This is a genomic window from Kitasatospora sp. NPDC004745 (assembly GCF_042873275.1).
Classification (GTDB): domain Bacteria; phylum Actinomycetota; class Actinomycetes; order Streptomycetales; family Streptomycetaceae; genus Kitasatospora.
Map to the genome: position 1 here is coordinate 591,005 of NZ_JBIALK010000002.1, position 24,266 is coordinate 615,270.

At 72.6% G+C, this 24,266-nt stretch carries 20 protein-coding genes; 19 read left to right on the plus strand and 1 reads right to left on the minus strand.

Features of this window, described 5'->3' with window-relative positions; genetic code table 11:
- The first annotated feature begins 129 nt into the window (after positions 1-129).
- The 15 genes from ACFYUY_RS06275 (at position 130) to ACFYUY_RS06345 (ending at position 17,581) form a co-directional block, all read left to right on the plus strand.
- The gene (locus ACFYUY_RS06275; protein ID WP_387898404.1) at positions 130-627 is read left to right on the plus strand and encodes a hypothetical protein; all 498 of its coding nucleotides are present in this window, start codon (positions 130-132) and stop codon (positions 625-627) included.
- Positions 624-2,900 carry a penicillin-binding transpeptidase domain-containing protein gene (locus ACFYUY_RS06280; protein ID WP_387898407.1) on the plus strand — a complete coding sequence of 759 codons (2,277 nt, stop codon included), beginning with the start codon at positions 624-626 and terminating at the stop codon, positions 2,898-2,900. The genes ACFYUY_RS06275 and ACFYUY_RS06280 overlap by 4 nt, the downstream gene beginning before the upstream one ends.
- Before the next feature lie 6 nt (positions 2,901-2,906).
- Complete coding sequence (locus ACFYUY_RS06285) at positions 2,907-4,559, plus strand: UDP-N-acetylmuramoyl-L-alanyl-D-glutamate--2,6-diaminopimelate ligase (RefSeq protein ID WP_387898410.1); 1,653 nt, start codon at positions 2,907-2,909, stop codon at positions 4,557-4,559.
- Positions 4,556-5,959, plus strand: a complete 1,404-nt coding sequence (murF, locus tag ACFYUY_RS06290) for a UDP-N-acetylmuramoyl-tripeptide--D-alanyl-D-alanine ligase (RefSeq protein ID WP_360207347.1) — start codon at positions 4,556-4,558, stop codon at positions 5,957-5,959. The genes ACFYUY_RS06285 and murF overlap by 4 nt, the downstream gene beginning before the upstream one ends.
- Positions 5,959-7,020 (plus strand): phospho-N-acetylmuramoyl-pentapeptide-transferase, encoded by a 1,062-nt coding sequence (gene mraY, locus ACFYUY_RS06295; protein ID WP_360207344.1) that lies wholly within the window; start codon positions 5,959-5,961, stop codon positions 7,018-7,020. The genes murF and mraY overlap by 1 nt, the downstream gene beginning before the upstream one ends.
- On the plus strand, positions 7,017-8,471 hold the full coding sequence (murD, locus tag ACFYUY_RS06300; protein ID WP_387898414.1) for a UDP-N-acetylmuramoyl-L-alanine--D-glutamate ligase: 1,455 nt from the start codon (positions 7,017-7,019) through the stop codon (positions 8,469-8,471). Before mraY ends, murD begins: the two co-directional genes overlap by 4 nt.
- A 153-nt stretch (positions 8,472-8,624) precedes the next feature.
- On the plus strand, positions 8,625-9,932 hold the full coding sequence (ftsW, locus tag ACFYUY_RS06305) for a putative lipid II flippase FtsW (protein WP_387898417.1): 1,308 nt from the start codon (positions 8,625-8,627) through the stop codon (positions 9,930-9,932).
- Positions 9,933-9,938: 6 nt separating this feature from the next.
- Positions 9,939-11,045, plus strand: a complete 1,107-nt coding sequence (gene murG / locus ACFYUY_RS06310; protein WP_360207338.1) for an undecaprenyldiphospho-muramoylpentapeptide beta-N-acetylglucosaminyltransferase — start codon at positions 9,939-9,941, stop codon at positions 11,043-11,045.
- Positions 11,038-11,814 carry a cell division protein FtsQ/DivIB gene (locus ACFYUY_RS06315; protein ID WP_387898420.1) on the plus strand — a complete coding sequence of 259 codons (777 nt, stop codon included), beginning with the start codon at positions 11,038-11,040 and terminating at the stop codon, positions 11,812-11,814. The genes murG and ACFYUY_RS06315 overlap by 8 nt, the downstream gene beginning before the upstream one ends.
- 361 nt (positions 11,815-12,175) lie before the next feature.
- Complete coding sequence (ftsZ, locus tag ACFYUY_RS06320; protein ID WP_360207333.1) at positions 12,176-13,399, plus strand: cell division protein FtsZ; 1,224 nt, start codon at positions 12,176-12,178, stop codon at positions 13,397-13,399.
- Positions 13,396-14,127 (plus strand): peptidoglycan editing factor PgeF, encoded by a 732-nt coding sequence (pgeF, locus tag ACFYUY_RS06325; protein ID WP_360207331.1) that lies wholly within the window; start codon positions 13,396-13,398, stop codon positions 14,125-14,127. Before ftsZ ends, pgeF begins: the two co-directional genes overlap by 4 nt.
- On the plus strand, positions 14,127-14,915 hold the full coding sequence (locus ACFYUY_RS06330; protein WP_360207328.1) for a YggS family pyridoxal phosphate-dependent enzyme: 789 nt from the start codon (positions 14,127-14,129) through the stop codon (positions 14,913-14,915). Before pgeF ends, ACFYUY_RS06330 begins: the two co-directional genes overlap by 1 nt.
- A gap of 295 nt (positions 14,916-15,210) precedes the next feature.
- Entirely contained in the window at positions 15,211-15,813 is a 603-nt protein-coding gene (locus ACFYUY_RS06335; RefSeq protein ID WP_360207325.1) for a cell division protein SepF, read from the plus strand.
- 98 nt (positions 15,814-15,911) lie between these two features.
- Positions 15,912-16,193 (plus strand): YggT family protein, encoded by a 282-nt coding sequence (locus tag ACFYUY_RS06340; RefSeq protein WP_360207322.1) that lies wholly within the window; start codon positions 15,912-15,914, stop codon positions 16,191-16,193.
- Between the two features lie 59 nt (positions 16,194-16,252).
- The gene (locus ACFYUY_RS06345) at positions 16,253-17,581 is read left to right on the plus strand and encodes a DivIVA domain-containing protein (RefSeq protein ID WP_387898424.1); all 1,329 of its coding nucleotides are present in this window, start codon (positions 16,253-16,255) and stop codon (positions 17,579-17,581) included.
- Between the two features lie 145 nt (positions 17,582-17,726).
- On the opposite strand, the gene ileS is transcribed toward ACFYUY_RS06345, so the two are convergent.
- A complete protein-coding gene (ileS, locus tag ACFYUY_RS06350) occupies positions 17,727-20,855 on the minus strand; it encodes an isoleucine--tRNA ligase (protein WP_360207317.1) in 3,129 nt (1,042 codons plus the stop codon).
- Between the two features lie 618 nt (positions 20,856-21,473).
- Between ileS and ACFYUY_RS06355 the strand changes: the two genes are divergently transcribed.
- The 4 genes from ACFYUY_RS06355 (at position 21,474) to ACFYUY_RS06370 (ending at position 24,213) form a co-directional block, all read left to right on the plus strand.
- Positions 21,474-21,941, plus strand: coding sequence for a TraR/DksA family transcriptional regulator (locus ACFYUY_RS06355; RefSeq protein ID WP_360207314.1), 468 nt, complete (start codon positions 21,474-21,476; stop codon positions 21,939-21,941).
- A gap of 162 nt (positions 21,942-22,103) precedes the next feature.
- Complete coding sequence (gene lspA / locus ACFYUY_RS06360) at positions 22,104-22,739, plus strand: signal peptidase II (protein WP_387898680.1); 636 nt, start codon at positions 22,104-22,106, stop codon at positions 22,737-22,739.
- A 72-nt stretch (positions 22,740-22,811) separates the two neighbouring features.
- The gene (locus ACFYUY_RS06365) at positions 22,812-23,750 is read left to right on the plus strand and encodes an RluA family pseudouridine synthase (RefSeq protein WP_360207309.1); all 939 of its coding nucleotides are present in this window, start codon (positions 22,812-22,814) and stop codon (positions 23,748-23,750) included.
- 1 nt (position 23,751) lies between these two features.
- Entirely contained in the window at positions 23,752-24,213 is a 462-nt protein-coding gene (locus ACFYUY_RS06370) for a GNAT family N-acetyltransferase (RefSeq protein WP_360207306.1), read from the plus strand.
- The last annotated feature ends 53 nt before the right edge of the window (positions 24,214-24,266 follow it).

Consider the following 24,266-nt stretch of genomic DNA (forward strand, 5'->3'; position numbering starts at 1 on the left):
CGGAGGAGAGCGGTGGGGCCGGTGGCCGGTGAGGTCCGGGCGGGGCGGGGAGCACTCCCCGGACAGGGCAGGGCACGGATCACGGTCCGGCCGGGGCGGCGTCCGGTACGGGGGCGCACGCCCTTCGCCGTGCTCGTGGTGGTGCTGCTGGCGGCGGGGCTGCTCGGGCTGCTGGCGCTGAACACGGCGCTCAACGAGGGCTCCTTCGAGCTGTCCCGGCTGCAGAAGCAGACCACCGTGGCGACCGACGAGCAGCAAGGCCTCCAGCACCAGATCGACCAGAGCTCGGCGCCGGACGCGCTGGCGAAGCGGGCCGCCGAGATGGGCATGGTCCCGGCCGGCGGGATGGCCTTCCTGGACGTCCCGAACGGCGGCAAGGTGATCGGCACGCCCGGACCGGCGCAGGACAGCCCGCCGGTGAAGCGGTCGACGGTCGAGCCGTGGCCGGTGAAGCAGCAGCCTCCGGCGGCCGCCCAGCCGAGCGCTCCGGCGCCCGCCCCGTCGGCCCCGGCCGCGCCCTCCGCGCCGCCGAGCCCGGCCGCGACGGCCGGCGACTCCGTCGTCCAGATCAACCCGGCCTCCCCGGTCGCGCCCGCTCCGCAGCCGAGCGGGGGTGCCGGCCGATGAGCACGCCACGTCAGCCCTCCGGCGGCTCGGGCTCCGGCAACGGCCGCCGCCCGGCGCCCAAGGGCGCCGCGCCCCGCGCGGGTGCGCCGCGCGGCCAGTCCGGCGCCAAGGCCCAGCCCGCCAAGGGGCAGCCGGCCAAGGGGCAGCCGAAGGCCCAGCCCGCCAAGCCGCAGCCCGCCAAACCGCAGTCCGGCCGCGGGCAGTCCGCCGCCAAGGCCCAGCCCGCCCGGTCGCAGCAGCCCGGCCGCAGTCCGTCCGCCAAGGCGCAGCCCGCCGGGGCCGGCGCCGCCCGCACCCCGCGGGCGCCGCAGCAGCGCCGCCCCGAGGGCCGACCGCCGGCCCGCAGCCAGGCCGCCGTCCGCCCGCGCCGCCCGCTGCAGCGCCCCAGGGCGCTCCGGCTGGCCGAGCCCAAGCGCCGCCTGCGAGTGATCACCGTGGCGATGTCGCTGGTGTTCTCGGTGTTCGCCGGGCGCCTGGTGCAGCTCCAGCTGCTGGACGCCGACGCGCTGGCCGCGGACGCCAACACCAACCGCTACCTCAACATCCCGATCACCGCCGAGCGCGGCTCGATAACGTCCTCCGACGGCGTCGCCCTGGCCACCACCGTCGACGCGTACGACATCACCGCCGACCCGGCGATGTTCACCCCGGAGGCGACCGGCATCCCCGACGCCCCGGAGCAGGCGGCGGCGCTGCTGTCGCCGATCATCGGCGTGCCCAAGGACCGGATCGCCGCGGACCTGCACACCCCCAAGACCCGCTACAAGCGGCTCGCCGCCCAGCAGACCCCGGCCGCCAAGAACCAGATCAGCGACCTCAAGGCGGGCCTGGAGAAGCAGGCCGGTTCGCGCACCTGCCAGGCCCAGAAGCGGCTCCTGGGCAAGCCCGCCGACCAGGGCGGCCGCACCCGGGTCGACAACGAGTGCGCCAACCCGCTGGCCGGCGTGTTCAACCGGGAGACCCAGAAGCGGGTCTACCCGGCCGACGGCCTGGCCGCCAACCTGGTCGGCTTCGTCAACGGCGAGGGCGAGGGCGCGGGCGGCCTGGAGCTGCAGTACCAGAAGCAGCTGGCGGGCAAGGACGGGCACAGCAGCTACGCCCAGTCCGGCGGCCGGCTGGTGCCCACCGCCGGCGGGTCGAGGGACCCGGCCGTCCCCGGCAACGACATCAAGCTGACCATCAACCGGGACGTCCAGTGGGCCGCCCAGCGGGCGATCACCGACCAGGTGGCCAACTCGGGGGCGGAGAAGGGCTACGTCGTCGTCCAGGACGTCAAGACCGGCCAGGTCCTCGCCATGGCCACCGCCCCCGGCATCAACCCGAACGACCTCAGCACCGCCAAGCAGTCGCAGCTGGGCAACCCGGCCCTGGTCGACGCCTACGAGCCGGGCAGCACCGCCAAGCTGATGAGCCTGGCCGCCGTGCTGGACACCGGCAAGGCCAACTGGGACACCAAGGTCACCGTGCCCAACCGGCTGGTCCGGGCCGGGCAGCAGTTCAAGGACGACGTCAACCACGACCCCTGGTACCTGACGCTGGCCGGGGTGCTCGCCAAGTCCTCCAACATCGGCACCATCGAGGCGATCGAGACGCTCGGCGCCGACCAGCTGGAGTCCAACAAGGTCCTGGACTCCTACATGCGCAAGTTCGGCGTCGGCCGGCCGACCGGGCTGAACTTCCCGGGGGAGGCCTCCGGGATGCTGAAGAAGCCGGAGGACCTGGTCGCCTCGGAGAAGTACAACATCTCGTTCGGCCAGGGCCCGCTGCAGATGAACGCGCTGCAGGCGACCTCGGTCTACTCGACCATCGCCAACGGTGGCGTCCGGGTCGCGCCGAGCATCGTCCAGGGCGTCACCAGCCCGGACGGCCGGTACACCCCGACCCCGCCGGGCGAGCAGACCCGGGTGGTCGGCGAGCAGACCGCGAAGACCCTCACCTCGATGCTGGAGTCGGTCGTCGACGACGAGCAGGGCACCGGCGGCAAGGCGGCCATCCCCGGCTACCGGGTCGCCGGCAAGACCGGCACCGCCGACCGGGGCGCCGCCAACGGCGTCGGCTACGACGGCTACACCTCCTCCTTCATCGGGTTCGCCCCCGCCGACGCACCCCGGGTGACCGTCTCCTGCACCCTGCAGGGCCCGGTCAACGGCCACTTCGGCGGCCAGCTCTGCGGCCCGGTGTTCAAGCAGGTGATGGAGTTCACCCTGAAGACCCTGCAGGTCCCGCCGAGCGGCAGCCAGGCGCCGAACCTGCCCGTCGAGTGGAAGCCGTGAGCGAGGATGAGCAACGAACGGGCCGGCCTGGACGACGGCGCGGCGAAGGCCCGGTTTGGCCCTGGGCACCCTTCGGCGGATAGCCTTCCCGCCGTGCCGAAACCCGATCAAATCACCGTGAGTCCGCCGCGCCCGGCCGGGACCGCCGCCCTGCCGCTCGCCGAGCTGGCCCGCCAGCTGGGCCTCGACCCCGTCGAGGGGGGTGCCGTCAGCGGCGTCACCCACGACTCCCGCGCGGTGCGCCCGGGCGACGTGTACGTGGCCTTCCCCGGCGCCAACCACCACGGCGCGGCCTTCGCGGCGCAGGCCGCGGCGGCGGGTGCGGTGGCGCTGCTCACCGACCCGGCCGGCGCCGAGCTGGCGGCCGGCACCGGTCTGCCGCTGCTCGTCGTCGACCGGCCGCGGGCCCGGATGGGCGAACTGGCGGCCGCCGTCTACGGCCGTCCGTCCGAGCGGCTGCTGATGATCGGGCTGACCGGCACCAACGGCAAGACCACCACCTCCTACCTGGTCGAGGGCGGTCTGCGCGGCGCCGGGCGGGCCCCCGGGGTGATCGGCACCGTCGAGATGCGGGTCGGCAGCGAGCGGATCAAGAGCGAGCGCACCACCCCCGAGGCCACCGACCTGCACGCGATCCTCGCCGTGATGGCCGAGCGCGGCGCCGACGCGGTGACCATGGAGGTCTCCAGCCACGCCCTGGTCTACGGCCGCACCGACGGGGTGGCGTACGACGTCTCCCTGTTCAACAACCTCACGCCCGAACACCTCGACTTCCACCCGGACATGGAGGACTACTTCCAGGCGAAGGCCCGGCTCTTCCAGCCCGGCAAGTCCCGCCACGGCGTGGTCAACCTGGACGACGAGTACGGGCGCCGGCTGGCCGCCGAGGCCGAGATCCCGGTGACCACCTTCTCCGCGAACGGTGCCGTCGAGGCCGACTGGCGCGCCGTGGACGTCCAGCTGGGCCCGGTGAGCTCCACCTTCCGGCTGCTCGGCCCGGACGGCGCCGAGGCCGACGCCGTCGCGCCGCTGCCCGGCCCCTTCAACGTCGCCAACACGGTTGCCGCGATCACCCTGCTGGTCGCCGCCGGGCTGCCGCTGGAGCAGGCCGTCGCCGGCGTCGCCGCCGTCCCCGGCGTGCCGGGCCGGCTGGAGCGGGTGGACGCCGGACAGCCCTTCGTCGCGGTGGTCGACTACGCGCACAAGCCGGACGCCCTGCGGGCCGTCCTCGGCTCACTGCGCGAGGTCACCAAGGGCCGGCTGCACGTCGTCGTGGGCTGCGGCGGCGACCGCGACCCGCACAAGCGCGGGCCGATGGGCGCCATCGCCGCCCGGCTCGCCGACACCGCCCTGCTGACCAGTGACAACCCGCGCAGCGAGGACCCGCTGGCGATCCTCGCCACCATGCTCGACGGCGCCGCCGAGGTGCCGGAGGCGGAGCGCGGGGCCGTCCTGGTCGTCCCGGACCGGGCGGAGGCGATCCGGCTCGCCGTCGCGCGCGCCCGGGCCGGGGACACCGTGCTGGTGGCCGGCAAGGGCCACGAGCTCGGCCAGTACGTACGAGACGAGATCCGCCCCTTCGACGACCGGGAGGTGCTGCGCGAGTCCGTCACGCAGGCCACGGCCGCCCGGGGCGACCGAGGAGTAGAGCAGCAGTGATCGCACTGACCCTCGCCGAGGTGGCCGCCGCAGTCGGGGGAACCCTGGACGGCGCCGACCCCGACACCCTGGTGACCGGCCCGGTCGAGGTCGACTCGCGGAAGGTGCGCCCCGGCGGCCTGTTCGCGGCCTTCGTCGGCGAGCACGTGGACGGCCACGACTACGCGGCGACCGCCGTCGCGGCCGGCGCCGTCGCGGTGCTGGCCTCCCGCCCGGTCGGCGTCCCCGCCGTCATGGTCGACAGCGTGGTGGACGCCCTCGGCAAGCTGGCCCGCGCCGTCGTCGCCCGCGCCGAGGCCACCGCCGTGGTCGCGCTGACCGGCTCGGCCGGCAAGACCAGCACCAAGGACCTGATCGCCCAGCTGCTCCAGCGCCTGGGCGAGACCGTCTACCCGCCCGGCTCGCTGAACAACGAGATCGGCCACCCGATGACCGCGCTGCGGGTCGAGGCCGGCACCCGGCACCTGGTCATGGAGATGGGCGCCCGGCACAAGGGCGACATCCAGTACCTCACCACGATCACCCCGCCCCGGATCGGCCTGGTGCTGAACGTCGGCACCGCGCACGTCGGCGAGTTCGGCTCCCAGGAGGCGATCGCCGAGGCCAAGGGCGAGCTCGTCGAGGCGCTGCCCGCCGAGGGCACCGCGATCCTCAACGCGGACGACCGGCTGGTGCGCGCGATGACGTCCCGTACCAGGGCGAAGGTGGTCCTGTTCGGCGAATCACCGGACGCCCACGTCCGGGCCACGGACGTTCGCCTGGACGCCACCGGCCGGCCATCGTTCACGCTCACCACCCCGGCCGGTTCCGCGCCCGTGCAGCTGCGCCTGTACGGTGAGCACCACGTCTCGAACGCCCTCGCCGCCGCCGCGGTGGCGGTGGAGCTCGGGATGTCCGTCGACGACACCGCGACAGCCCTGGGCGAGGCGGGTGCGCTGTCCCGCTGGCGCATGGAGGTCGTCGACCGGGCCGATGGTGTCACCGTCGTCAACGACGCCTACAACGCGAACCCCGACTCGATGCGGGCCGCGCTGCGGGCGCTGGTCTCGATGGGGGGCCGCGGTCCGGAGCGCCGTCGCACCTGGGCGGTGCTCGGCGAGATGCGGGAGCTCGGCGAGGACAGCCTGGCCGAGCACGACGCCATCGGGCGGCTCGCGGTCCGGCTCGACGTCACCAAGCTGGTGGCGGTCGGCGGACGCGAGGCGGCCTGCATGGAACTCGGCGCGAGGAACGAAGGTTCGTGGGGTGAGGAGTCGGTGCTGGTGTCCGACGCGGACGCGGCGGTCGAGCTGCTGCGCAGTCAGCTGCTCCCGGGGGATGTGGTCCTGGTGAAGGCGTCCCGTTCGGTGGGACTGGAGAAGGTGGCCGAGGCCCTCCTCGCGGACGGTGTGGCCGAGTAATGAAGCAGATCCTCTTCTCCGGCATGATCGGTCTGATCCTGTCGCTGCTCGGTACCCCCGCCCTGATCAAGCTGCTCGCCAAGCACGGCTACGGCCAGTACATCCGCGACGACGGCCCGAAGGCGCACCACAGCAAGAAGGGCACGCCCACCATGGGCGGCATCGCCTTCATCCTGGCGACCCTGATCGCGTACTTCGCGACCAAGGCGATAACGGGCGAGAGCCCCACCGTCTCCGGGCTGCTGGTGCTCTTCCTGACGGCCGGGCTCGGCCTGGTCGGCTTCCTGGACGACTACATCAAGGTGGTCAAGCGCCGCTCGCTCGGTCTGCGGGCCAAGGCGAAGCTGGCCGGCCAGTCGATCGTCGGCCTCGGGTTCGCCGTGCTGGCGCTGCAGTTCCAGGACGACCGCGGGCTGGCCCCGGCCTCCCAGCACCTGTCCTTCGTGCGGGACTACGGCTGGTCCATCGGCCCGGTGCTGTTCGTCATCTTCGCGTACTTCATGATCGCCGCGATGTCGAACGGCGTGAACCTGACGGACGGTCTGGACGGCCTGGCCACCGGTGCGTCGGTGATGGTCTTCGGTGCCTACACCTTCATCGGCATCTGGGAGTACACCCAGAGCTGCGCCTACTCCATCACCGCCACCGCCAACTGCTACGACGTCCGCGACCCGCTGGACCTCGCCGTCGTCGCCGCCGCCCTGATGGGCTCCTGCTTCGGCTTCCTGTGGTGGAACACCTCGCCCGCCAAGATCTTCATGGGCGACACCGGCTCGCTCGCCCTCGGCGGCGCCCTGGCCGGTCTGGCGATCTGCTCGCGCACCGAGCTGCTGGTCGCGCTGCTCGGCGGCCTCTACGTGATCATCACCCTGTCGGTGATCATCCAGGTCGGCTCCTTCCGGATGACCGGCAAGCGCGTCTTCAAGATGGCCCCGCTGCAGCACCACTTCGAACTCAAGGGCTGGACCGAGGTCCTGATCGTGGTCCGGTTCTGGATCATCCAGGGCCTCTGCGTGGCCGTCGGCCTCGGCCTCTTCTACGCGGGATGGGTGACCGGATGACCGACCCCGGGCTGACGAACCCCGACTTCACCGACCTGCCCGTCGTCGTCGCCGGCCTCGGCGTCTCCGGCATCAGCGCCGCGCGGGTGCTGCGCGGCCTCGGCGCCGCGGTCACCGTGGTGGACGGCGGCAGCGGCCCGGGCCTGGTCGCCCGGGCCGCCGAACTGGAGGCGCTGGGCGCCGCGGTGCGCCTCGGCGACGGCGACAGCCTGCCCGAGGGCACCCGGCTGATCGTCACCTCGCCCGGCTGGGCCCCGGACAGCCCGCTGTTCGCCGCCGCCGACGCCGCCGGCGTCCCGGTCTGGGGCGACGTCGAGCTGGCCTGGCGGCTGCGCCGCCCGCTGCCCGGCACCGGAGAGCCGGCCCCCTGGCTGGCCGTCACCGGCACCAACGGCAAGACCACCACCGTCCAGATGCTCGCCTCGATCCTCACGGCCGCCGGCCGGCGCACCGCCGCCGTCGGCAACGTCGGGGTCTCGGTGCTGGACGCGGTGCTCGCCGAGGAGCCGTACGACGTGCTCGCCGTCGAGCTCTCCAGCTACCAGCTGCACTGGGCGCCCTCGCTGCGCCCGTACTCGGCGGCCGTGCTCAACCTGGCCCCCGACCACCTCGACTGGCACGGCTCGATGGAGGCCTACGCCGCCGACAAGGGCCGGATCTACGAGGGCAACGTCGTCGCCTGTGTGTACAACCTGGCCGACCCGGCCACCGAGGCGCTGGTCCGCGAGGCCGACGTCGAGGAGGGCTGCCGGGCGGTCGGCTTCGGCCTCGGTGCCCCCGGCCTGTCCAACCTCGGCGTGGTCGACGGCCTGCTGGTGGACCGCGCGTTCGTGGCCGACCGGGCCAAGAGCGCGGCCGAGCTCGGCTCCGTCGAGGACGTCAACCCGCCGGCCCCGCACAACATCGCCAACGCGCTCGCCGCGGCGGCGCTGGCCCGGGCCTACGGCGTCGAGCCGAAGGCCGTCCGGGAGGGCCTGCGGGCCTTCCGCCCGGACGCGCACCGGATCGCCGAGGTCGGGGTGGTCCGCGAGGTCGCCTACATCGACGACTCCAAGGCCACCAACACCCACGCCGCCGCCGCCTCGCTGGCCGCCTACCGGCCGATCGTCTGGATCGCTGGCGGCCTGGCCAAGGGCGCGACCTTCGACGACCTCGTCCAGGGCGCGGCCGAGCGGCTGCGGGGGGCCGTCCTGATCGGCCAGGACCGCGCGCTGATCAGGGAGGCGCTGGAGCGACACGCTCCGGATGTCCCGGTGATCGAGGCGGCCGAGGGCCAGACTGGCGCGGTGGCGATGGCCGAAGTGGTCCGTGCGGCCGCGTCGCTCGCCCGATCGGGTGACACGGTGCTGCTGGCGCCGGCCTGCGCCTCGATGGACATGTTCACCAACTACGGCGAGCGCGGCGACCTCTTCGCGGCGGCCGTCCGGGAGCTGGCGGACACCGGCGAGTGAGCCTCGGGACCGCGCCGACGACCGTCGGCGCCGGATCGGAGCGGCCCGCGGGCGGACGAGCCGCGTACAGGGAGAACGGGTAGGGGCGTGGTGGCGGGGCAGGGCAGAGCGGATTCCGGCGTTTCGGAGCAGGGTGCCGCCGAGCCGTGGCGAGTGATCTCCGCCACCACGACCAAGTACAAGTCGGCCGGGCCGCTGGCCCGGGTCCGGGCCTTCCGGGACCGGCTGCGGTACTGGCTGGACCGCCCGCTCACGCCCTACCTGCTGGTCGTCGGCACCACGCTGCTGCTGGTCGTCCTCGGCCTGATGATGGTCTTCTCGGCCTCGCAGATCCTCGCGCTGGGCCAGCACCACTCGGCCCAGTACTACTTCCTCAAACAGCTGGTCGCGGCCACCCTGGGGCTGGTCCTGCTGATCGGCTTCGCCTCCGTGCCGCTGGCCGTGCTGCGGGTGATCGTCTACCCGGTGATGTTCGGGGTGATCGGCGCGCTCACACTGGTCGCCGTGCCCGGCATCGGGGTGCGGATCAACGGCAACCAGAACTGGCTGGACTTCGGGTTCTTCCAGTTCCAGCCCTCCGAGTTCGCCAAGCTCGCACTGGTGCTCTGGGGCGCCGACCTGCTCGCCCGCAAGCAGAAGGCCGGCACCCTGACCTCCTGGAAGCACCTGCTCGTCCCGCTGGTGCCGGGGGCCCTGCTGCTGCTCGCGCTGATCATGTTCGGCGGCGACATGGGCACCTCGATGATCCTGGTGGCGATGCTGTTCGCGCTGCTCTGGATGGTCGGGGCGCCGCTGCGGCTGTTCGTGGCCACCCTCGGGGTGGCGGTCGTGGTCTGCACCGCGCTGGTGGTGACCGTCCCGCACCGCGCCGAGCGGCTGAGCTGCATCGGCGTCACCAAGCTCGACCCGGAGGGGGCCTGCTTCCAGGCCCTGCACGGCGTCTTCGCGTTCGCGAACGGCGGCGGCTTCGGCACCGGGCTGGGCGCCGGCGTCGAGAAGTGGGGCCAGCTGCCCGAGGCGCACACCGACTTCATCTTCGCCGCGACCGGCGAGGAACTGGGCCTGGTGGGGACGCTGTCGGTGATCGGCCTCTTCGCGGCACTAGGCTACGCGGGTATCCGTGTGGCCATCGGTACGAGGGACCCCTTCGTCAGGTACGCCGCGGGAGCCGCCACCACCTGGATCATGGCGCAGGCCATGATCAACCTGGGGTCGGCGCTGGGACTGCTGCCCATCGCGGGCGTCCCGCTCCCGCTGTTCTCCTACGGCGGTTCCGCCATGCTGTCGGCCATGTCCGCGATCGGAGTGCTGCTGTGCCTGGCGCGCAGCACCTCCGGCGCGAAGGCGGCGCTGGCCGCCCGGAGCAAGAACTCCCGGATCAGGAAGCGACTGGCCCGGGTGCTGCCACGACGACGAACCACAGCGCGCCCGGCCCCGGTGCCGGCACGCAGGGAGCGGTGAATTTCGGTGCATGTCGTACTCGCCGGCGGGGGGACCGCCGGTCACATCGAGCCGGCCATGGCCCTCGCGGACGCCCTCCGCAGGCACGACCCGTCGATCGGGATCACCGCCCTGGGAACGGAGCGCGGTCTGGAGACCCGGCTGGTGCCCGAGCGCGGCTACCAGCTGGAGCTCATCCCGGCCGTCCCGCTGCCCCGCAAGCCCACCCCGGAGCTGATCACCGTCCCGGGCCGGCTGCGCGGGACGGTGCGGGCCGCCCAGGAGATCATCGAGCGGGTCAAGGCGGACGCCGTGGTCGGCTTCGGCGGCTACGTCGCGATGCCCGCCTACCTGGCCGCCAAGCGGGCCGGGGTGCCGATCGTGGTGCACGAGGCGAACGCCCGTCCGGGTCTGGCCAACAAGATCGGCGCCCGCTACAGCGACTTCGTGGCGGTGTCCACGCCGGACAGCAAGCTGCGCGACTCCCGGTACATCGGCATCCCGCTGCGCCGGACCATCGCCACCCTGGACCGCGGCGCCGCCCGTCCGGAGGCCCGGCACTACTTCGGCCTCGACCAGCGGCTGCCCACCCTGCTGGTGTCCGGCGGCTCCCAGGGCGCGCGCCGGCTGAACGAGACGGTCACCGCGATCGCCCCGCGGCTGCAGCAGTACGGCGTGCAGATCCTGCACGCGGTCGGCCCGAAGAACGAGCTGCCGCAGGTGGAGGACATCCCCGGGATGCCGCCGTACCGCGCGGTGCCGTACGTCGACCGGATGGACCTCGCCTACGCTGCCGCCGACCTGATGCTCTGCCGGGCCGGCGCCATGACGGTGGCCGAGCTGGCGGCCGTCGGGCTGCCCGCCGCGTTCGTCCCGCTGCCGATCGGCAACGGCGAGCAGCGGTTGAACGCCCAGCCGATGGTCAAGGCCGGCGGCGGCCTGCTGGTGGACGACGCCGAGCTGACCCCGGACTGGGTGCTGCAGAACGTGCTGCCGGTGCTCACCGACCCGCAGCGGCTGTGGGACATGAGCCGGGCCGCCGCCGAGTTCGGCCGCCGGGACGCCGACGACCTGCTGGTCGGCATGGTCTACGAGGCGATCGAGGCCTCCCGCGGCGGCCGCCGCCGTGGCTGACGGCCGGCTCGCCGACCCGCTGGAGGACGAGCTGGAGGACGAGGAGTCCGCTCCCCGCCTCCGGCTCTCCCGGCGGGGCGTCGTGGTGCTGAGCGTGCTCGGTGCCGCGGTGCTCGGCGTGCTGGCCTGGGTGGTCTTCCTCTCCTCGGTGCTGGACGTGCGCGAGGTCGCCGTCCAGGGGGCGAAGGACGACAAGCTGACGGCGGACCAGGTCCGCGAGGCGATCGGCCGGGTCGGTGACGGCCCGCTGGCCCGGGTGGACCTGGACGCCGTGCAGCACCGGGTGGAGGCGATCCCGCGGGTGGCCAAGGCCGAGGTCTGGCGTGGCTGGCCGCACACCCTCCAGGTGAAGGTCGTCCAGCGCACTCCGGTGGCCGCCGTCAAGGGGGACGACGGACGGTTCACCCAGGTGGACGCCGCCGGCGTGAGCTTCGCCACCGAGTCGGCCCCGCCGGCCGGGGTCCCGGTGGTGGAACTGCGGCTCAGTCAGCAGGCGAAGGACTCGGACGGGGTCATCTCCCGCGCGCAGCTGGTGCAGGGCGCGGTCTCGGTGGCGGCCGGTCTGCCGCCCGAGGTGGCCAAGCGGGCCGGGGCGGTTCTCGTGCATTCCTACGACGACATCCAGCTGCAGCTCAGCGGGGGTGCGACGGTGCGCTGGGGGAGTCCGGAACAGATCGATCGAAAGGCCCGGGTCCTGGTGGCGTTGATGGGTCAGAAGGGCACGAACTTTGACGTGAGTGCGCCGGAGGCGCCGGCGGTGTCGGGATGATCCGGTAGGTTCTGTGCCTGAGGGAGGGGTTGACGCCTCGAAGTGTCGGCCCGACCCTTGGTGGTCACCCCGGTTTCCTTAGCCGGCCGATGATCACATAGGCTCAAAAGAAAAAGGGAAGCTCGGCGTGTTCGTTGAAACGCGTGCCCGGAGCCACCTAGTGTCCTGTGTCACCAGACTGTGCCCCCTGGTGATGTGACGGAGGCACAGGACTAACCCTAAAGGTCAAGTTTAGGGTTGGGGTCGGCGGTCGGCATTTCGGACATTCAGTCAGAAACCAGGCTCCCTACCCATCGACATCCGTCGGAACGGCCCCGTCGGGCCGGGCCGACCCGGAAATTCGAGGCGAGAGGCCTTCGACGTGGCAGCACCGCAGAACTACCTCGCAGTCATCAAGGTCGTCGGAATCGGCGGCGGTGGTGTCAACGCCATCAACCGGATGATCGAGGTCGGTCTCAAGGGCGTCGAGTTCATCGCGATCAACACCGATGCGCAGGCCCTCCTGATGAGCGACGCCGACGTCAAGCTCGATGTGGGCCGTGAACTCACCCGGGGCCTCGGCGCCGGCGCCAACCCCGAGGTCGGCCGCAAGGCGGCCGAGGACCACCGCGAGGAGATCGAGGAGGTCCTCAAGGGGGCCGACATGGTCTTCGTCACCGCGGGCGAGGGTGGTGGCACGGGCACGGGCGGCGCGCCCGTCGTCGCCAACATCGCCCGTTCGCTCGGCGCCCTGACCATCGGCGTGGTCACCCGCCCCTTCACCTTCGAGGGCCGGCGCCGTGCCAACCAGGCCGAGGACGGCATCGCGAGCCTGCGCGAGGAGGTCGACACCCTCATCGTGATCCCGAACGACCGGCTGCTGTCGATCTCGGACCGCCAGGTCAGCGTGCTCGACGCGTTCCGCTCGGCCGACCAGGTCCTGCTCTCCGGTGTCCAGGGCATCACCGACCTGATCACCACCCCCGGTCTGATCAACCTCGACTTCGCGGACGTCAAGTCCGTCATGTCGGACGCCGGTTCGGCGCTCATGGGCATCGGCTCGGCCCGCGGTGAGGACCGCGCCAAGGCGGCCGCCGTGATGGCGATCTCCTCGCCGCTGCTGGAGGCCTCGATCGACGGCGCCCGCGGCGTGCTGCTGTCCATCTCGGGCGGCTCCGACCTCGGTCTGTTCGAGATCAACGAGTCGGCCCAGCTGGTCAGCGAGGCCGCCCACCCCGAGGCCAACATCATCTTCGGTGCGGTCATCGACGACGCGCTCGGCGACGAGGTGCGCGTCACCGTCATCGCGGCCGGCTTCGACGGCGGGCAGCCGCCGGCGATCGTCCGCGACCCGGTGGTCAAGTCCACCCCGGCCGCCGCGACCACCCCGTCCGCCGCCCCGGAGCGCCCGGCCGCCCGGCCGTCCTACGGGAGCATCGGTTCGGTGACCTCCCGCTCGGAGGGCGAGGCCCCGGCCGCCCCGCGCGCCGCGGAGGCCCCGGCCACCGCCACCGCCGCCCCGGTGCCCCCGCAGGTGCAGCCGGCCCGCCAGCCGTACGTGGAGAGCCCGGCGGAGGAGCTCGACGTCCCGGACTTCCTTAAGTGATCGATCACGCGGTACGCGCGGGTGCTCACTTCGCCTTCACCGACCGGTGGGGCGGGGTGAGCACTTCGCCGTACGGGGAGCTCAACCTCGGCGGCGCGGTGGGCGACGACCCGGCGGCCGTCCGCGAGAACCGGGCGATAGCCGCCCGGGAGCTCGGACTGGACCCGGCCGACGTGGTGTGGATGAACCAGGTGCACGGCGCGGACGTCGCCGTGGTGACGGAGCGCCAGCCACTCGGGGAGGCCCCGACGGTCGACGCGGTGGTCACCGACCGGCCGCTCGCGCTCGCCGTGCTGACCGCCGACTGCACCCCGGTGCTGCTGGCCGACCCGGTGGCGGGGGTGGTGGGCGCGGCCCACGCCGGCCGCCCGGGCCTGGCGGCCGGGGTGGTGCCCGCGGTGGTGCGGGCGATGGTCGAACTGGGGGCCGAGCCGGGCCGGATCGCCGCCGCGACCGGCCCCGCGGTCTGCGGCCGCTGCTACGAGGTGCCGGCCGCGCTGCGGGCCGAGGTCGCCGCGGCGGTGCCCGCCGCGTTCGCCGAGACCTCCTGGGGGACGCCGGCACTGGACGTGCCGGAGGGGGTCGCGGCCCAGCTGGCCGCGGCCGGGGTCACGGGACCGGTGCGGTCACCGGTCTGCACCCTGGAGTCCGCCGATCACTACTCCTACCGCCGCGAGCAGCGCACCGGCCGGCTCGCGAGCTACGTCTGGTTGGGCCCTGATCACTGATGACGAACGACATCTACGGACCGTTCCCGGGGAGCGCGGACTTCCTGGACGCGCTGACGGAGGGCCAGCGGGCCCGGTACGAGGAGCTGGGGACCAACCTCGACGTGGTGGAGCGGCGGATCGCCGACGCCTGTGCGGCCGCCGGACGGCCGCGCGACGAGGTCACCCTGATCGTCGTGACCAAGACCTACCCCGCCGAGGACAGCGCGCTGCTGGCCGGCCTGGGGGTGACCGACGTCGCGGAGAACCGCGACCAGGACGCCGCACCCAAGGCAGTGCAGTGCAGAAACCTTCCTCTTGACTGGCACTTCGTCGGACAGCTGCAGACCAACAAGGTCCGCTCGGTCGTCGGCTACGCCAACCACGTGCACTCGGTGGACCGGCTGCGGCTCGTGGAGTCGCTCTCGGCCGCGGTGCTGAAGGCGGAGCGCCCCGAACTCGGCTGTCTGGTGCAGGTGGCCCTGGACAAGGAGCACGGCGAGGGCGGGCACCGGGCCGGGGTCGCCCCGGAGGACGTCGCGGAGCTCACCGACGCGATCGCCGACACGCCCGGGCTCCGGCTGGACGGTGTGATGACCGTCGCCCCGCTGGCCGGACCGCTGGCCGGGGACCCGGCCCGGGCCTTCGCGCGGCTGGCGGAAATCGCAACCGCCGTACGGACGGACCATCCTGCTGCCACCATGGTCTCCGCAGGGATGAGCGGTGACCTCGAGCAGGCGATTGCCGCCGGGGCGACACATGTGCGCGTCGGAACGGCGGTACTCGGAGTGAGGTCACCCCTCAGGTAACGTCACCGGGTAGTAGATCAGACTGCAGGACAAAATAGGACAGAATCTAGCAGCTCCCCGGAGCGCTAGCGAACCGTGGATCGCAGCTCCGCGGCCCCCACCCCACGAACTCTGAGCGGCCGTCGGCCTGACGCGCCGTCGTGGGTGGACCGCGGAATCCGCGGGCAGGGCCGTAACGGCCTGGCCGCCGGGACGGAGTCGGTCCGCACGGAGCGAGCGACCACCGGAAGGTGCGCGTTTCGCGAAGCAGCCACCGGGCGCCTGCGCGGTGGCCATGAGCGGAGGAGACAGGAGCATGGCCGGCGCAATGCGCAAGATGGCGGTCTACCTCGGCCTCGTGGAGGACGAGACGTACGACGGCCAGGGGTACGACCCCGACGACGACTACGACGCGGACCCCGAGCCGATTCGCACGGGACAGCGGACCGAGGACATTCCCCGGCCGGCCCCCGCGCCCGCCCCGGTCTCCTCGATCACCCCGCAGCCGGTGCCGGCGGCGGTCCCGATCCGGCAGGAGACCCCGAGGATGGCACCAGTGTCGTCCATCACACCCGAACGCCGCCACAACCTGGAGAAGAGCGCCCCGGTGATCATGCCCAAGGTAGTGAACGAACGAGAGCCCTACCGCATCACCACGCTGCACCCCCGGACCTACAACGAGGCCCGTACCATCGGGGAACAGTTCCGCGGCGGGACCCCTGTGATCATGAATCTCACCGAGATGGACGACACGGACGCCAAGCGGCTCGTAGACTTCGCCGCTGGACTCGTCTTCGGTCTGCACGGCAGTATCGAGCGCGTGACACAGAAGGTGTTCCTGCTGTCGCCTGCTAACGTCGATGTCACGGCGGAGGACAAGGCTCGGATCGCCGAGGGTGGGTTCTTCAACCAGAGCTGACCCGGCCACGACTTTACGTGTGGATCCGATCAACAGTGGGTTAGCGACAGGCGACGAGCGGCAGGCCCCAGGGCCGGACCGGGGAGAGGGAAAACGCGATGGACATCGTGTGGGCGGTGCTCTACTACGCCCTGACCGTCTTCCTGGTGTTCCTGCTTGCACGGCTGGTCATGGACTGGGTCTTCCAGTTCGCGCGTTCGTGGCGGCCGGGCAAGGCCATGGTCCTGGTCCTGGAGGCCACGTACACTGTCACGGATCCGCCGCTCAAGCTTCTTCGGCGGTTCATCCCGCCGTTGCGTTTCGGGGGCGTGGCGCTCGACCTGTCCTTCTTCGTACTGATGATCATTGTGTATGTCCTGATCTCGCTTGTGCGGCCCTAGTCGTAGGTGAGCGATGCGACAGGATGCCGGTGTGCCGACGATCACGTTGAGGTGAAGAGATGCCATTGACCCCCGAGGACGTTCGGAACAAGCAGTTCACGACCGTCCGCCTGCGCGAAGGCTATGACGAGGACGAGGTCGATGCCTTCCTCGACGAGGTCGAGGCGGAGCTGACCCGCCTGCTCCGCGAGAACGAGGACCTGCGCGCCAAGCTGGCGGCCGCCACCCGTGCCGCCGCCCAGAACCAGGCCAACATGCGGAAGGAGCCGCCGCAGGACAGCCGTCCCGGCGCCCCCGTCCCGGCCGCCATATCCGGCCCGCCGGTCCCCGGCCAGCAGGGCCCGGGCGGCCCGCAGCAGATGGGCGGCCCCGGTGGCCCCCAGCAGCAGCAGATGGGCGGCCCGCAGCAGCAGATGGGCAACCAGCCCCTCGGCCTGCCCTCCGGTGCCCCGCAGCTCCCCGCCGGCCCCCAGCAGATGGGCGGCCCGCAGCAGCAGATGAACCAGACCATGGGCGGCCAGCAGCAGCTGGTCCAGCCGATGGGCGGTCAGATGCTGCAGCCCATGGGCGGCCCCGGTGGCCCGCAGCAGATGGGCAACCCGATGGGCCAGGGCATGGGCCAGCAGCAGATGCAGCCGATGGGCGGCCCCATGGGCGGCCCGCCGCAGCAGATGGGCGGCCCGATGGGCGGCCCCATGCAGCAGCAGGGCCCCGGTGGCGACAGCGCCGCCCGCGTCCTGGCGCTCGCTCAGCAGACCGCCGACCAGGCGATCTCCGAGGCCCGCTCCGAGGCCAACAAGATCGTCGGCGAGGCGCGCAGCCGGGCCGAGGGCCTGGAGCGCGACGCCCGTGCCAAGGCCGACGCCCTGGAGCGGGACGCGCAGGAGAAGCACCGCGTCGCGATGGGCTCCCTGGAGTCCGCCCGCGCCACGCTGGAGCGCAAGGTCGAGGACCTGCGGGCCTTCGAGCGCGAGTACCGCACGCGTCTGAAGTCGTACCTGGAGACCCAGCTGCGCCAGCTGGAGTCGCAGGCCGACGACTCGCTCGCCCCGCCGCGGATCCCCGCCACCGCGTCGCTGCCGCCGGCGGCCTCGTCGATGGCTCCGGCCGGTGCCGGTTCGATGGGCGGCGCGCCGTCCTTCGGCGGCAACCAGCCGTCCTTCGGTGGCAGCACGCCGTCGTTCGGCGGTCAGAGCTCCTTCGGCGGCAACGCCCCGGCGCCGAGCTTCGGTGTGCCGGCCCCCGGTGGCAACACCGGTGCGCCGCAGATGCAGCCGGCCGGGATGACCCAGCCGATGGCCGCGGTCCGTCCGCAGCCGCCGCAGCCGATGCAGCAGGCCCCGGCGCCGATGCGCGGCTTCCTCATCGACGAGGACGGCGACAACTGAGGTCCTAGCCCGACCTTCCGGAGCGCCCCCCGCCCGACCCCCAGGGTCGGGCGGGGGGCGCTCCCGTCGTTCGAGGGGGCGGCCGGACGGAAACGGCGGAGCCGCCGCCACCCCGGTGAGGGGTGGCGGCGGCTCCGGGTGTCGGTCAGGCCTTGCGGAGCTGGAAGGCGAGGCCGAGGGAGTCGTCGGAGAAGGTCTCGGAGTCCCAGTCCGCCGCGCCCGCGGCGAAGTCGGTGGCGAGGACCTCCTCGGCGACCAGGGGGCCGTGCTCGGCGATGGCCTCGGCGGTCTCCTCGGCGGTCGCCCGCCAGCGCAGGACGATGCGGTCGGCGACGTCCAGGCCGGAGTTCTTCCGGGCCTCCTGGATCTGGCGGATGGCGTCGCGGGCGATGCCGAGCCGCTTGAGCTCCGGGGTGATCGCCAGGTCGAGCGCGACGGTGGCACCGGACTCGTTGGCGACGGCCCAGCCCTCGCGCGGGGTCTCGGTGATGATCACCTCGTCCGGGGAGAGCGTGACCGTCTCGCCGTCCAGCTCGACCGAGGTCTCGCCGTCGGCGCGCAGCTCGGCGGCCAGGCGGGCGGCGTCGGTGGCGGCGACCGCCTTGGCGACGTCCTGCACGCCCTTGCCGAAGCGCTTGCCCAGCGCACGGAAGTTGGCCTTGGCGCTGGTGTCGACCAGCGAGCCCCCCACCTCCGCCAGGGACTCCAGGGCGGAGACGTTGAGCTCCTCGGCGATCTGCGCGCGCAGGTCGGCGGGCAGCTCGTCCCAGCCCTGGGCGGCGACCAGCGCGCGGGACAGCGGCTGGCGGGTCTTGACGCCCGACTCGGCGCGGGTCGCCCGGCCGAGCTCGACCAGGCGGCGGACCAGCGCCATGTGGCGGGAGAGGTCGGCGTCGACGAGCGACTCGTCGGCCACCGGCCAGGCGGACAGGTGCACCGAGGCCGGGGCGTCCGGGACGACCGGGACGACCAGGTCCTGCCAGACCTGCTCGGTGATGAACGGGGTCAGCGGCGCCATCAGGCGGGTGACCGTCTCCAGCGCCTCGTGCAGGGTCGCGAGCGCGGCGGCGTCGCCCTGCCAGAAGCGGCGGCGGCCGCGGCGGACGTACCAGTTGGACAGGTCGTCGACGAAGCCGGAGAGCAGCTTGCCGGCGCGCTGGGTGTCGTACGCCTCGAAGGCCGCGTCGACCTCGCGGACCAGGGTGTTGAGCTCGGAGAGCACCCAGCGGTCCAGCTGCGGGCGGTCGGCCGGGGCCGGGTCGGCGGCGGAGGGGGACCAGCCGGCGGTGCGGGCGTACAGGGCCTGGAAGGCGACGGTGTTCCAGTAGGTGAGGAGGGTCTTGCGGACCACCTCCTGGATGGTGCCGTGGCCGACCCGGCGGGCCGACCAGGGCGAGCCGCCGGCCGCCATGAACCAGCGGACGGCGTCGGCGCCGTGCTGGTCCATCAGCGGGATCGGCTGCAGGATGTTGCCCAGGTGCTTGGACATCTTGCGGCCGTCCTCGGCCAGGATGTGGCCCAGGCAGACGACGTTCTCGTAGCTGTTCCTGTCGAACACCAGGGTGCCGACGGCCATCAGCGTGTAGAACCAGCCGCGGGTCTGGTCGATCGCCTCGGAGATGAACTGCGCCGGGTAGCGCTTCTCGAACAGCTCCTTGTTCTCGTACGGGTAGCCGTACTGGGCGAAGGGCATCGAGCCCGAGTCGTACCAGGCGTCGATGACCTCGGGCACCCGGGTGGAGGTGCCGCCGCACTCGCGGCAGCCGAAGGTCACGTCGTCGATGTACGGGCGGTGCGGGTCGAGGGCGCTCTGGTCGGTGCCGGTGAGCTCGGAGAGCTCGGCCAGCGAGCCGACGCAGGTGAGGTGGCCCTCCTCGCAGCGCCAGATCGGCAGCGGGGTGCCCCAGTAGCGGTTGCGGCTGAGCGCCCAGTCGATGTTGTTGTTCAGCCAGTCGCCGAAGCGGCCGTGCTTGACCGTCCCGGGGAACCAGTTGGTGGCCTCGTTCTCGCGGATCAGCGCGTCCTTGACGGCGGTGGTCCGGATGTACCAGGACGGCTGCGCGTAGTAGAGCAGCGCGGTGTGGCAGCGCCAGCAGTGCGGGTAGCTGTGCTCGTACGGCAGGTGGCGGAAGAGCAGGCCGCGCTCCTGGAGGTCCGCGACCAGGGCCTCGTCGGCCTTCTTGAAGAACTGGCCGCCGACCAGCGGGACCTCGGGGGCGAAGGTGCCGTCGGCCAGCACCGGGTTGACCACCGGCAGGCCGTACCTGCGGCAGGTCGCGAGGTCGTCCGCGCCGAAGGCGGGCGACTGGTGGACGATGCCGGTGCCGTCCTCGGTGGTGACGTAGTCGGCGTTGAGGACGTAGTGCGCGTCCTCGATCTCGACCAGGTCGAAGGGGCGGCGGTAGGCCCAGCGCTCCATCTCGGCACCGGTGAAGGACTCGCCGGTGGTCTCCCACCCCTCGCCGAGTGCCTTGGCGAGCAGCGGCTCGGCGACGACGAGCTGTTCCGTCCCGTCGGTGGCCACCACGTAGGTGACCTCCGGGTGGACGGCGGCGGCGGTGTTGGAGACCAGGGTCCACGGGGTGGTGGTCCACACCAGCAGGGCGGCCCGGCCGGCCAGCGGTCCGCCGGTCAGCGGGAAGCGGACGAAGACCGAGGGGTCGACCACGGTCTCGTAGCCCTGGGCCAGCTCGTGGTCGGACAGGCCGGTGCCGCAGCGCGGGCACCAGGGGGCGACCCGGTGGTCCTGGACCAGCAGGCCCTTGTCGAAGATCTGCTTGAGCGACCACCAGACGGACTGGACGTACGACGGGTCCATCGTGCGGTAGGCCTCGTCGAGGTCGACCCAGTACCCCATGCGGGTGGTCAGCTCGGCGAAGGCGTCGGTGTGGCGGGTCACCGACTCGCGGCACTTGGCGTTGAACTCGGCGATGCCGTACGCCTCGATGTCCTGCTTGCCGGAGAAGCCGAGCTCCTTCTCGACGGCGAGCTCGACCGGGAGGCCGTGGCAGTCCCAGCCGGCCTTGCGGGCGACGTGGTAGCCCTTCATCGTCCGGTAGCGGGGGAAGACGTCCTTGAAGACGCGGGCCTCGATGTGGTGGGCGCCGGGCATGCCGTTCGCGGTCGGCGGGCCCTCGTAGAAGACCCACTCGGGGCGGCCCTCGGACTGCTCCAGGCTGCGCTGGAAGACCTTGTCGTCCTGCCAGAAGGACAGGATCCGGTGCTCGAGGGCAGGCAGGTCGACCTGTGCGGGGACGGGGTTATAGGTGCTCATCGCTGGCGTCTACCTCCGGCGGATGCGTGGGCTGGATCCTCCGGAGGGACGAGACGGCGTGCCGTCCCGCGGTACCACCCTCCTTGGCCGCGATGGTGACTGCGGCCCTCTTGTTTGGGCTTGCTGCCGGGTCTACCGGGCCGCCGGGGGCGGCCGTTCTTCCGGCGGCTCCGGGGTGATCTTCCCGCCGTGCACACCCCCGGGCTCGCACCGTCCCCGGGTCGCTGGTGGCTGCGTACGTCGGTACTCGTCCCATCTGCGCCTTGCACGGCCAGTGTATCGGCCGGGCGAACCCGTTTGTCCAAACCGTTTCCCGGGGGCCCGTCCGGGGGGTGGGAAGGGGCGGTTAGGCGGGGGTGATCTGGGCACAAGTCTGGTCAGCGCGCGGGGCGTGGCGGCTGGGGCGGCTGCCTGGGTGGGATCATCGTGAGGCGTCGGTATGTCATGTTGTGACCGGTTTTGATCGGGATTATCGTTCCGGCACTGGAGGCCGCCGGGAACCGGCGGCTCGATTCGTTCGTAGATGGGGTCGAAGCCATGGCTGAGAAGGCAACCGGCGCGGGTACCGCCACCAAGCGGGCACGCAAGGCCGTGGCGGCCGATCCAGGGGAGGGGACCGTGACCACTACCGCACGGCAGAACAGCAGCACCGACACCGTCACCGTGACGCGCGGCGCGGAGTCCGTCGACCCGGCCACGTTGCCGATCCGGCCCGGCGAGGACCCGTGGACCACCGGCGAGGTGCACGAGCTGCACACCGAGCTCATCAGCGAACTGGACCGCCTGCGCAACGAGATCGACGCCGCCGAGGCGGCCATCTCCGGCCTGATGCGCGACTCCAACGACGGAGCCGGCGACGACCAGGTGGACGCCGGTACGAAGAACATCTCCCGGGAGAGCGAGCTCGCGCTGGCCAACAACGCCCGGGACAGCCTCGCCCAGACCGAGCGCGCCCTGGCCCGGCTGGAGGGCGTCGGCTTCGGCACCTGCGAGTCCTGCGGCAAGGCGATCGGCAAGGCCCGGATGCAGGCCTTCCCCCGGGCGACGCTCTGCGTGCAGTGCAAGGCCAAGCAGGAACGCCGCTGAACCGACCGACCGGCGCGACGCGGGGGGTCGGGCTTGCCGTACGCTCGACCCCGTAACGTCGCCCGACCCCTGCAGCGCATCCGGCCCGGATGCGCCGGGCCCGGCGACCAGGGCCCACCCTCCCCCGCTCCGGACGGGGGAGCTCCATCGGCAGCGGAGCGGATCATCAGTACGCAAGGTTCCCCCCAGACCCGGGACGACGCCGTCCCGACCCCCGCCGAAGCCGTGGAGGTGGCCGTGGCCGAGCCCACCGAGCCCACCGAGGCGCCCGCTCCGGTCGCGGCGGAGGCGCCGAAGGGCCCCCGGCGGATCGGCGTGCTGCTGGTCGTCGCCCTGCTCGCCTTCCTGATCGACTTCGGCAGCAAGCTGCTGGTGGTGGCCCGGCTGGAGAACCACTCGGCGATCAAGGTGATCGGCGACGTCGTCACCTTCCAGGTCATCCGCAACTCCGGCGCCGCCTTCGGCATGGGCCAGGCGCTGACCGTCGTCTTCACGATGATCGCCTCGGCCGTCATCGTGGTGATCTGGCGGATCGCCCGCCGGCTGTACAGCCTGCCCTGGGCGATCGCGCTCGGGCTGCTGCTCGGCGGTGCCCTGGGCAACCTCACCGACCGGCTGTTCCGCGCGCCGGGCGTCTTCCGCGGGCACGTCGTCGACTTCATCTCCGTCCAGCACTTCGCGGTGTTCAACCTCGCCGACTCGGCGATCGTCTGCGGCGGCATCCTCGTGGTGCTGCTCTCCTTCCGGGGCAGCAACCCGGACGGCACCGTCCACCAGCAGAGCGCCAAGGGCGAGTAGCGGGCCCTCCCGCCAGGGGCGGGCGGAGCTCGGCGGACGGGGGCGGCCCGGGTTTCCGGCATACTCGTACGGGTGAGTACCGCAGCGCAGATCCGCAGCCTCCCCGTACCCGACGGCCTGGAGGGCGAGCGCCTCGACGCCGCCCTCGCCCGGATGTTCGGCTTCTCCCGGACGAAGGCCGCCGAGCTGGCCGCCGACGGCAAGGTGACGCTCGACGGCGCCGTGGCCGGCAAGTCGGACCGGGTGACCGCCGGCTCCTGGCTGGAGGTCGAGATCCCCGCCCCCGCCGCCCCGGTGCAGATCGTCGCCGAGCCCGTCGAGGGCATGCGGATCGTCCACGACGACGAGGACATCGTGCTCGTCGACAAGCCGGTCGGCGTCGCCGCGCACCCCAGCCCCGGCTGGACCGGCACCACCGTCATCGGCGGTCTGGCCGCCGCCGGCTACCGGATCTCCACCTCCGGCGCGGCCGAGCGCCAGGGCATCGTGCACCGGCTCGACGTCGGCACCTCGGGCCTGATGGTCGTCGCCAAGTCCGAGCGCGCGTACACCGACCTCAAGCGGCAGTTCCACGACCGGATCACCGAGAAGCGCTACCACACGCTCGTCCAGGGGCACCCGGACCCGATGAGCGGCACCGTGGACGCGCCGATCGGGCGCCACCCCAGCTCCGACTGGAAGTGGGCCGTCACCCGCGACGGCAAGGCCTCCATCACCCACTACGACCTCATCGAGGCGTACCGCGCGGCCTCGCTGCTCGACATCAAGCTGGAGACCGGCCGCACCCACCAGATCCGGGTGCACATGTCCGCGCTGCGCCACCCCTGCGTGGGCGACCTGACCTACGGCGCCGACCCGACGCTCGCCAAGCGCCTCGGGCTGACCCGGCAGTGGCTGCACGCCGTCTCGCTCGGCTTCGAGCACCCGGCGGACGGGCAGTGGGTCGAGTTCAAGAGCGAGTACCCGGCCGACCTGCGGAAGGCGCTCGACATCATCTCGGCGGAGAGCTGACATGGCGGTGACCGTCCGGGTCGCCGAGGGCGAGGCGGACCTCGCGCTGGTGCACGGTGTCCGGCGCGCGGTGTTCATCGTCGAACAGGGGATCCCCGAGGACGAGGAGTGGGACGACCTCGACCCCACCTCGGAGCACCTGCTGGCCGTCGGCGCCGACGGCACCCCGCTGGGGACGGCGCGGCTGATCCACGGCGAGCAGGCCCTGAAGCTCACCGGCGGCGTCGAGGGGCGGGTGCTGCTCGGGCGGCTCGCCGTCGTCGCGGCGGCCCGGGGGACCGGGCTCGGCGCGGACCTGGTGCGGGCGATCGAGGCGGCCGCACTGGCCCGCGGCGCCCGTGAGGTGGAGCTGCACGCGCAGGTGCAGGCGCTCGGGTTCTACGAGCGGCTCGGGTACGCGGCGGAGGGGCCGGTGTACCAGGACGGCGGGATCCCGCACCGGACGATGACCCGGGTGCTGTAGCCGCCTCCCCCCGGAGGGCCGTCAGACGGTTCCCCGTGCCCGGTCCGGGCACG

Coding starts and splice junctions, on each gene's coding strand:
- ACFYUY_RS06280 (WP_387898407.1), top strand. CDS start 624: ATGAGCACGCCACGTCAGCCCTCCGGCGGCTCGGGCTCCGGCAACGGC.
- ACFYUY_RS06285 (WP_387898410.1), top strand. CDS start 2,907: ATGAGCAACGAACGGGCCGGCCTGGACGACGGCGCGGCGAAGGCCCGG.
- mraY (WP_360207344.1), top strand. CDS start 5,959: ATGAAGCAGATCCTCTTCTCCGGCATGATCGGTCTGATCCTGTCGCTG.
- murD (WP_387898414.1), top strand. CDS start 7,017: ATGACCGACCCCGGGCTGACGAACCCCGACTTCACCGACCTGCCCGTC.
- ACFYUY_RS06330 (WP_360207328.1), top strand. CDS start 14,127: ATGACGAACGACATCTACGGACCGTTCCCGGGGAGCGCGGACTTCCTG.
- ACFYUY_RS06335 (WP_360207325.1), top strand. CDS start 15,211: ATGGCCGGCGCAATGCGCAAGATGGCGGTCTACCTCGGCCTCGTGGAG.
- ACFYUY_RS06340 (WP_360207322.1), top strand. CDS start 15,912: ATGGACATCGTGTGGGCGGTGCTCTACTACGCCCTGACCGTCTTCCTG.
- ACFYUY_RS06345 (WP_387898424.1), top strand. CDS start 16,253: ATGCCATTGACCCCCGAGGACGTTCGGAACAAGCAGTTCACGACCGTC.
- ileS (WP_360207317.1), bottom strand. CDS start 20,855: ATGAGCACCTATAACCCCGTCCCCGCACAGGTCGACCTGCCTGCCCTC.
- ACFYUY_RS06370 (WP_360207306.1), top strand. CDS start 23,752: ATGGCGGTGACCGTCCGGGTCGCCGAGGGCGAGGCGGACCTCGCGCTG.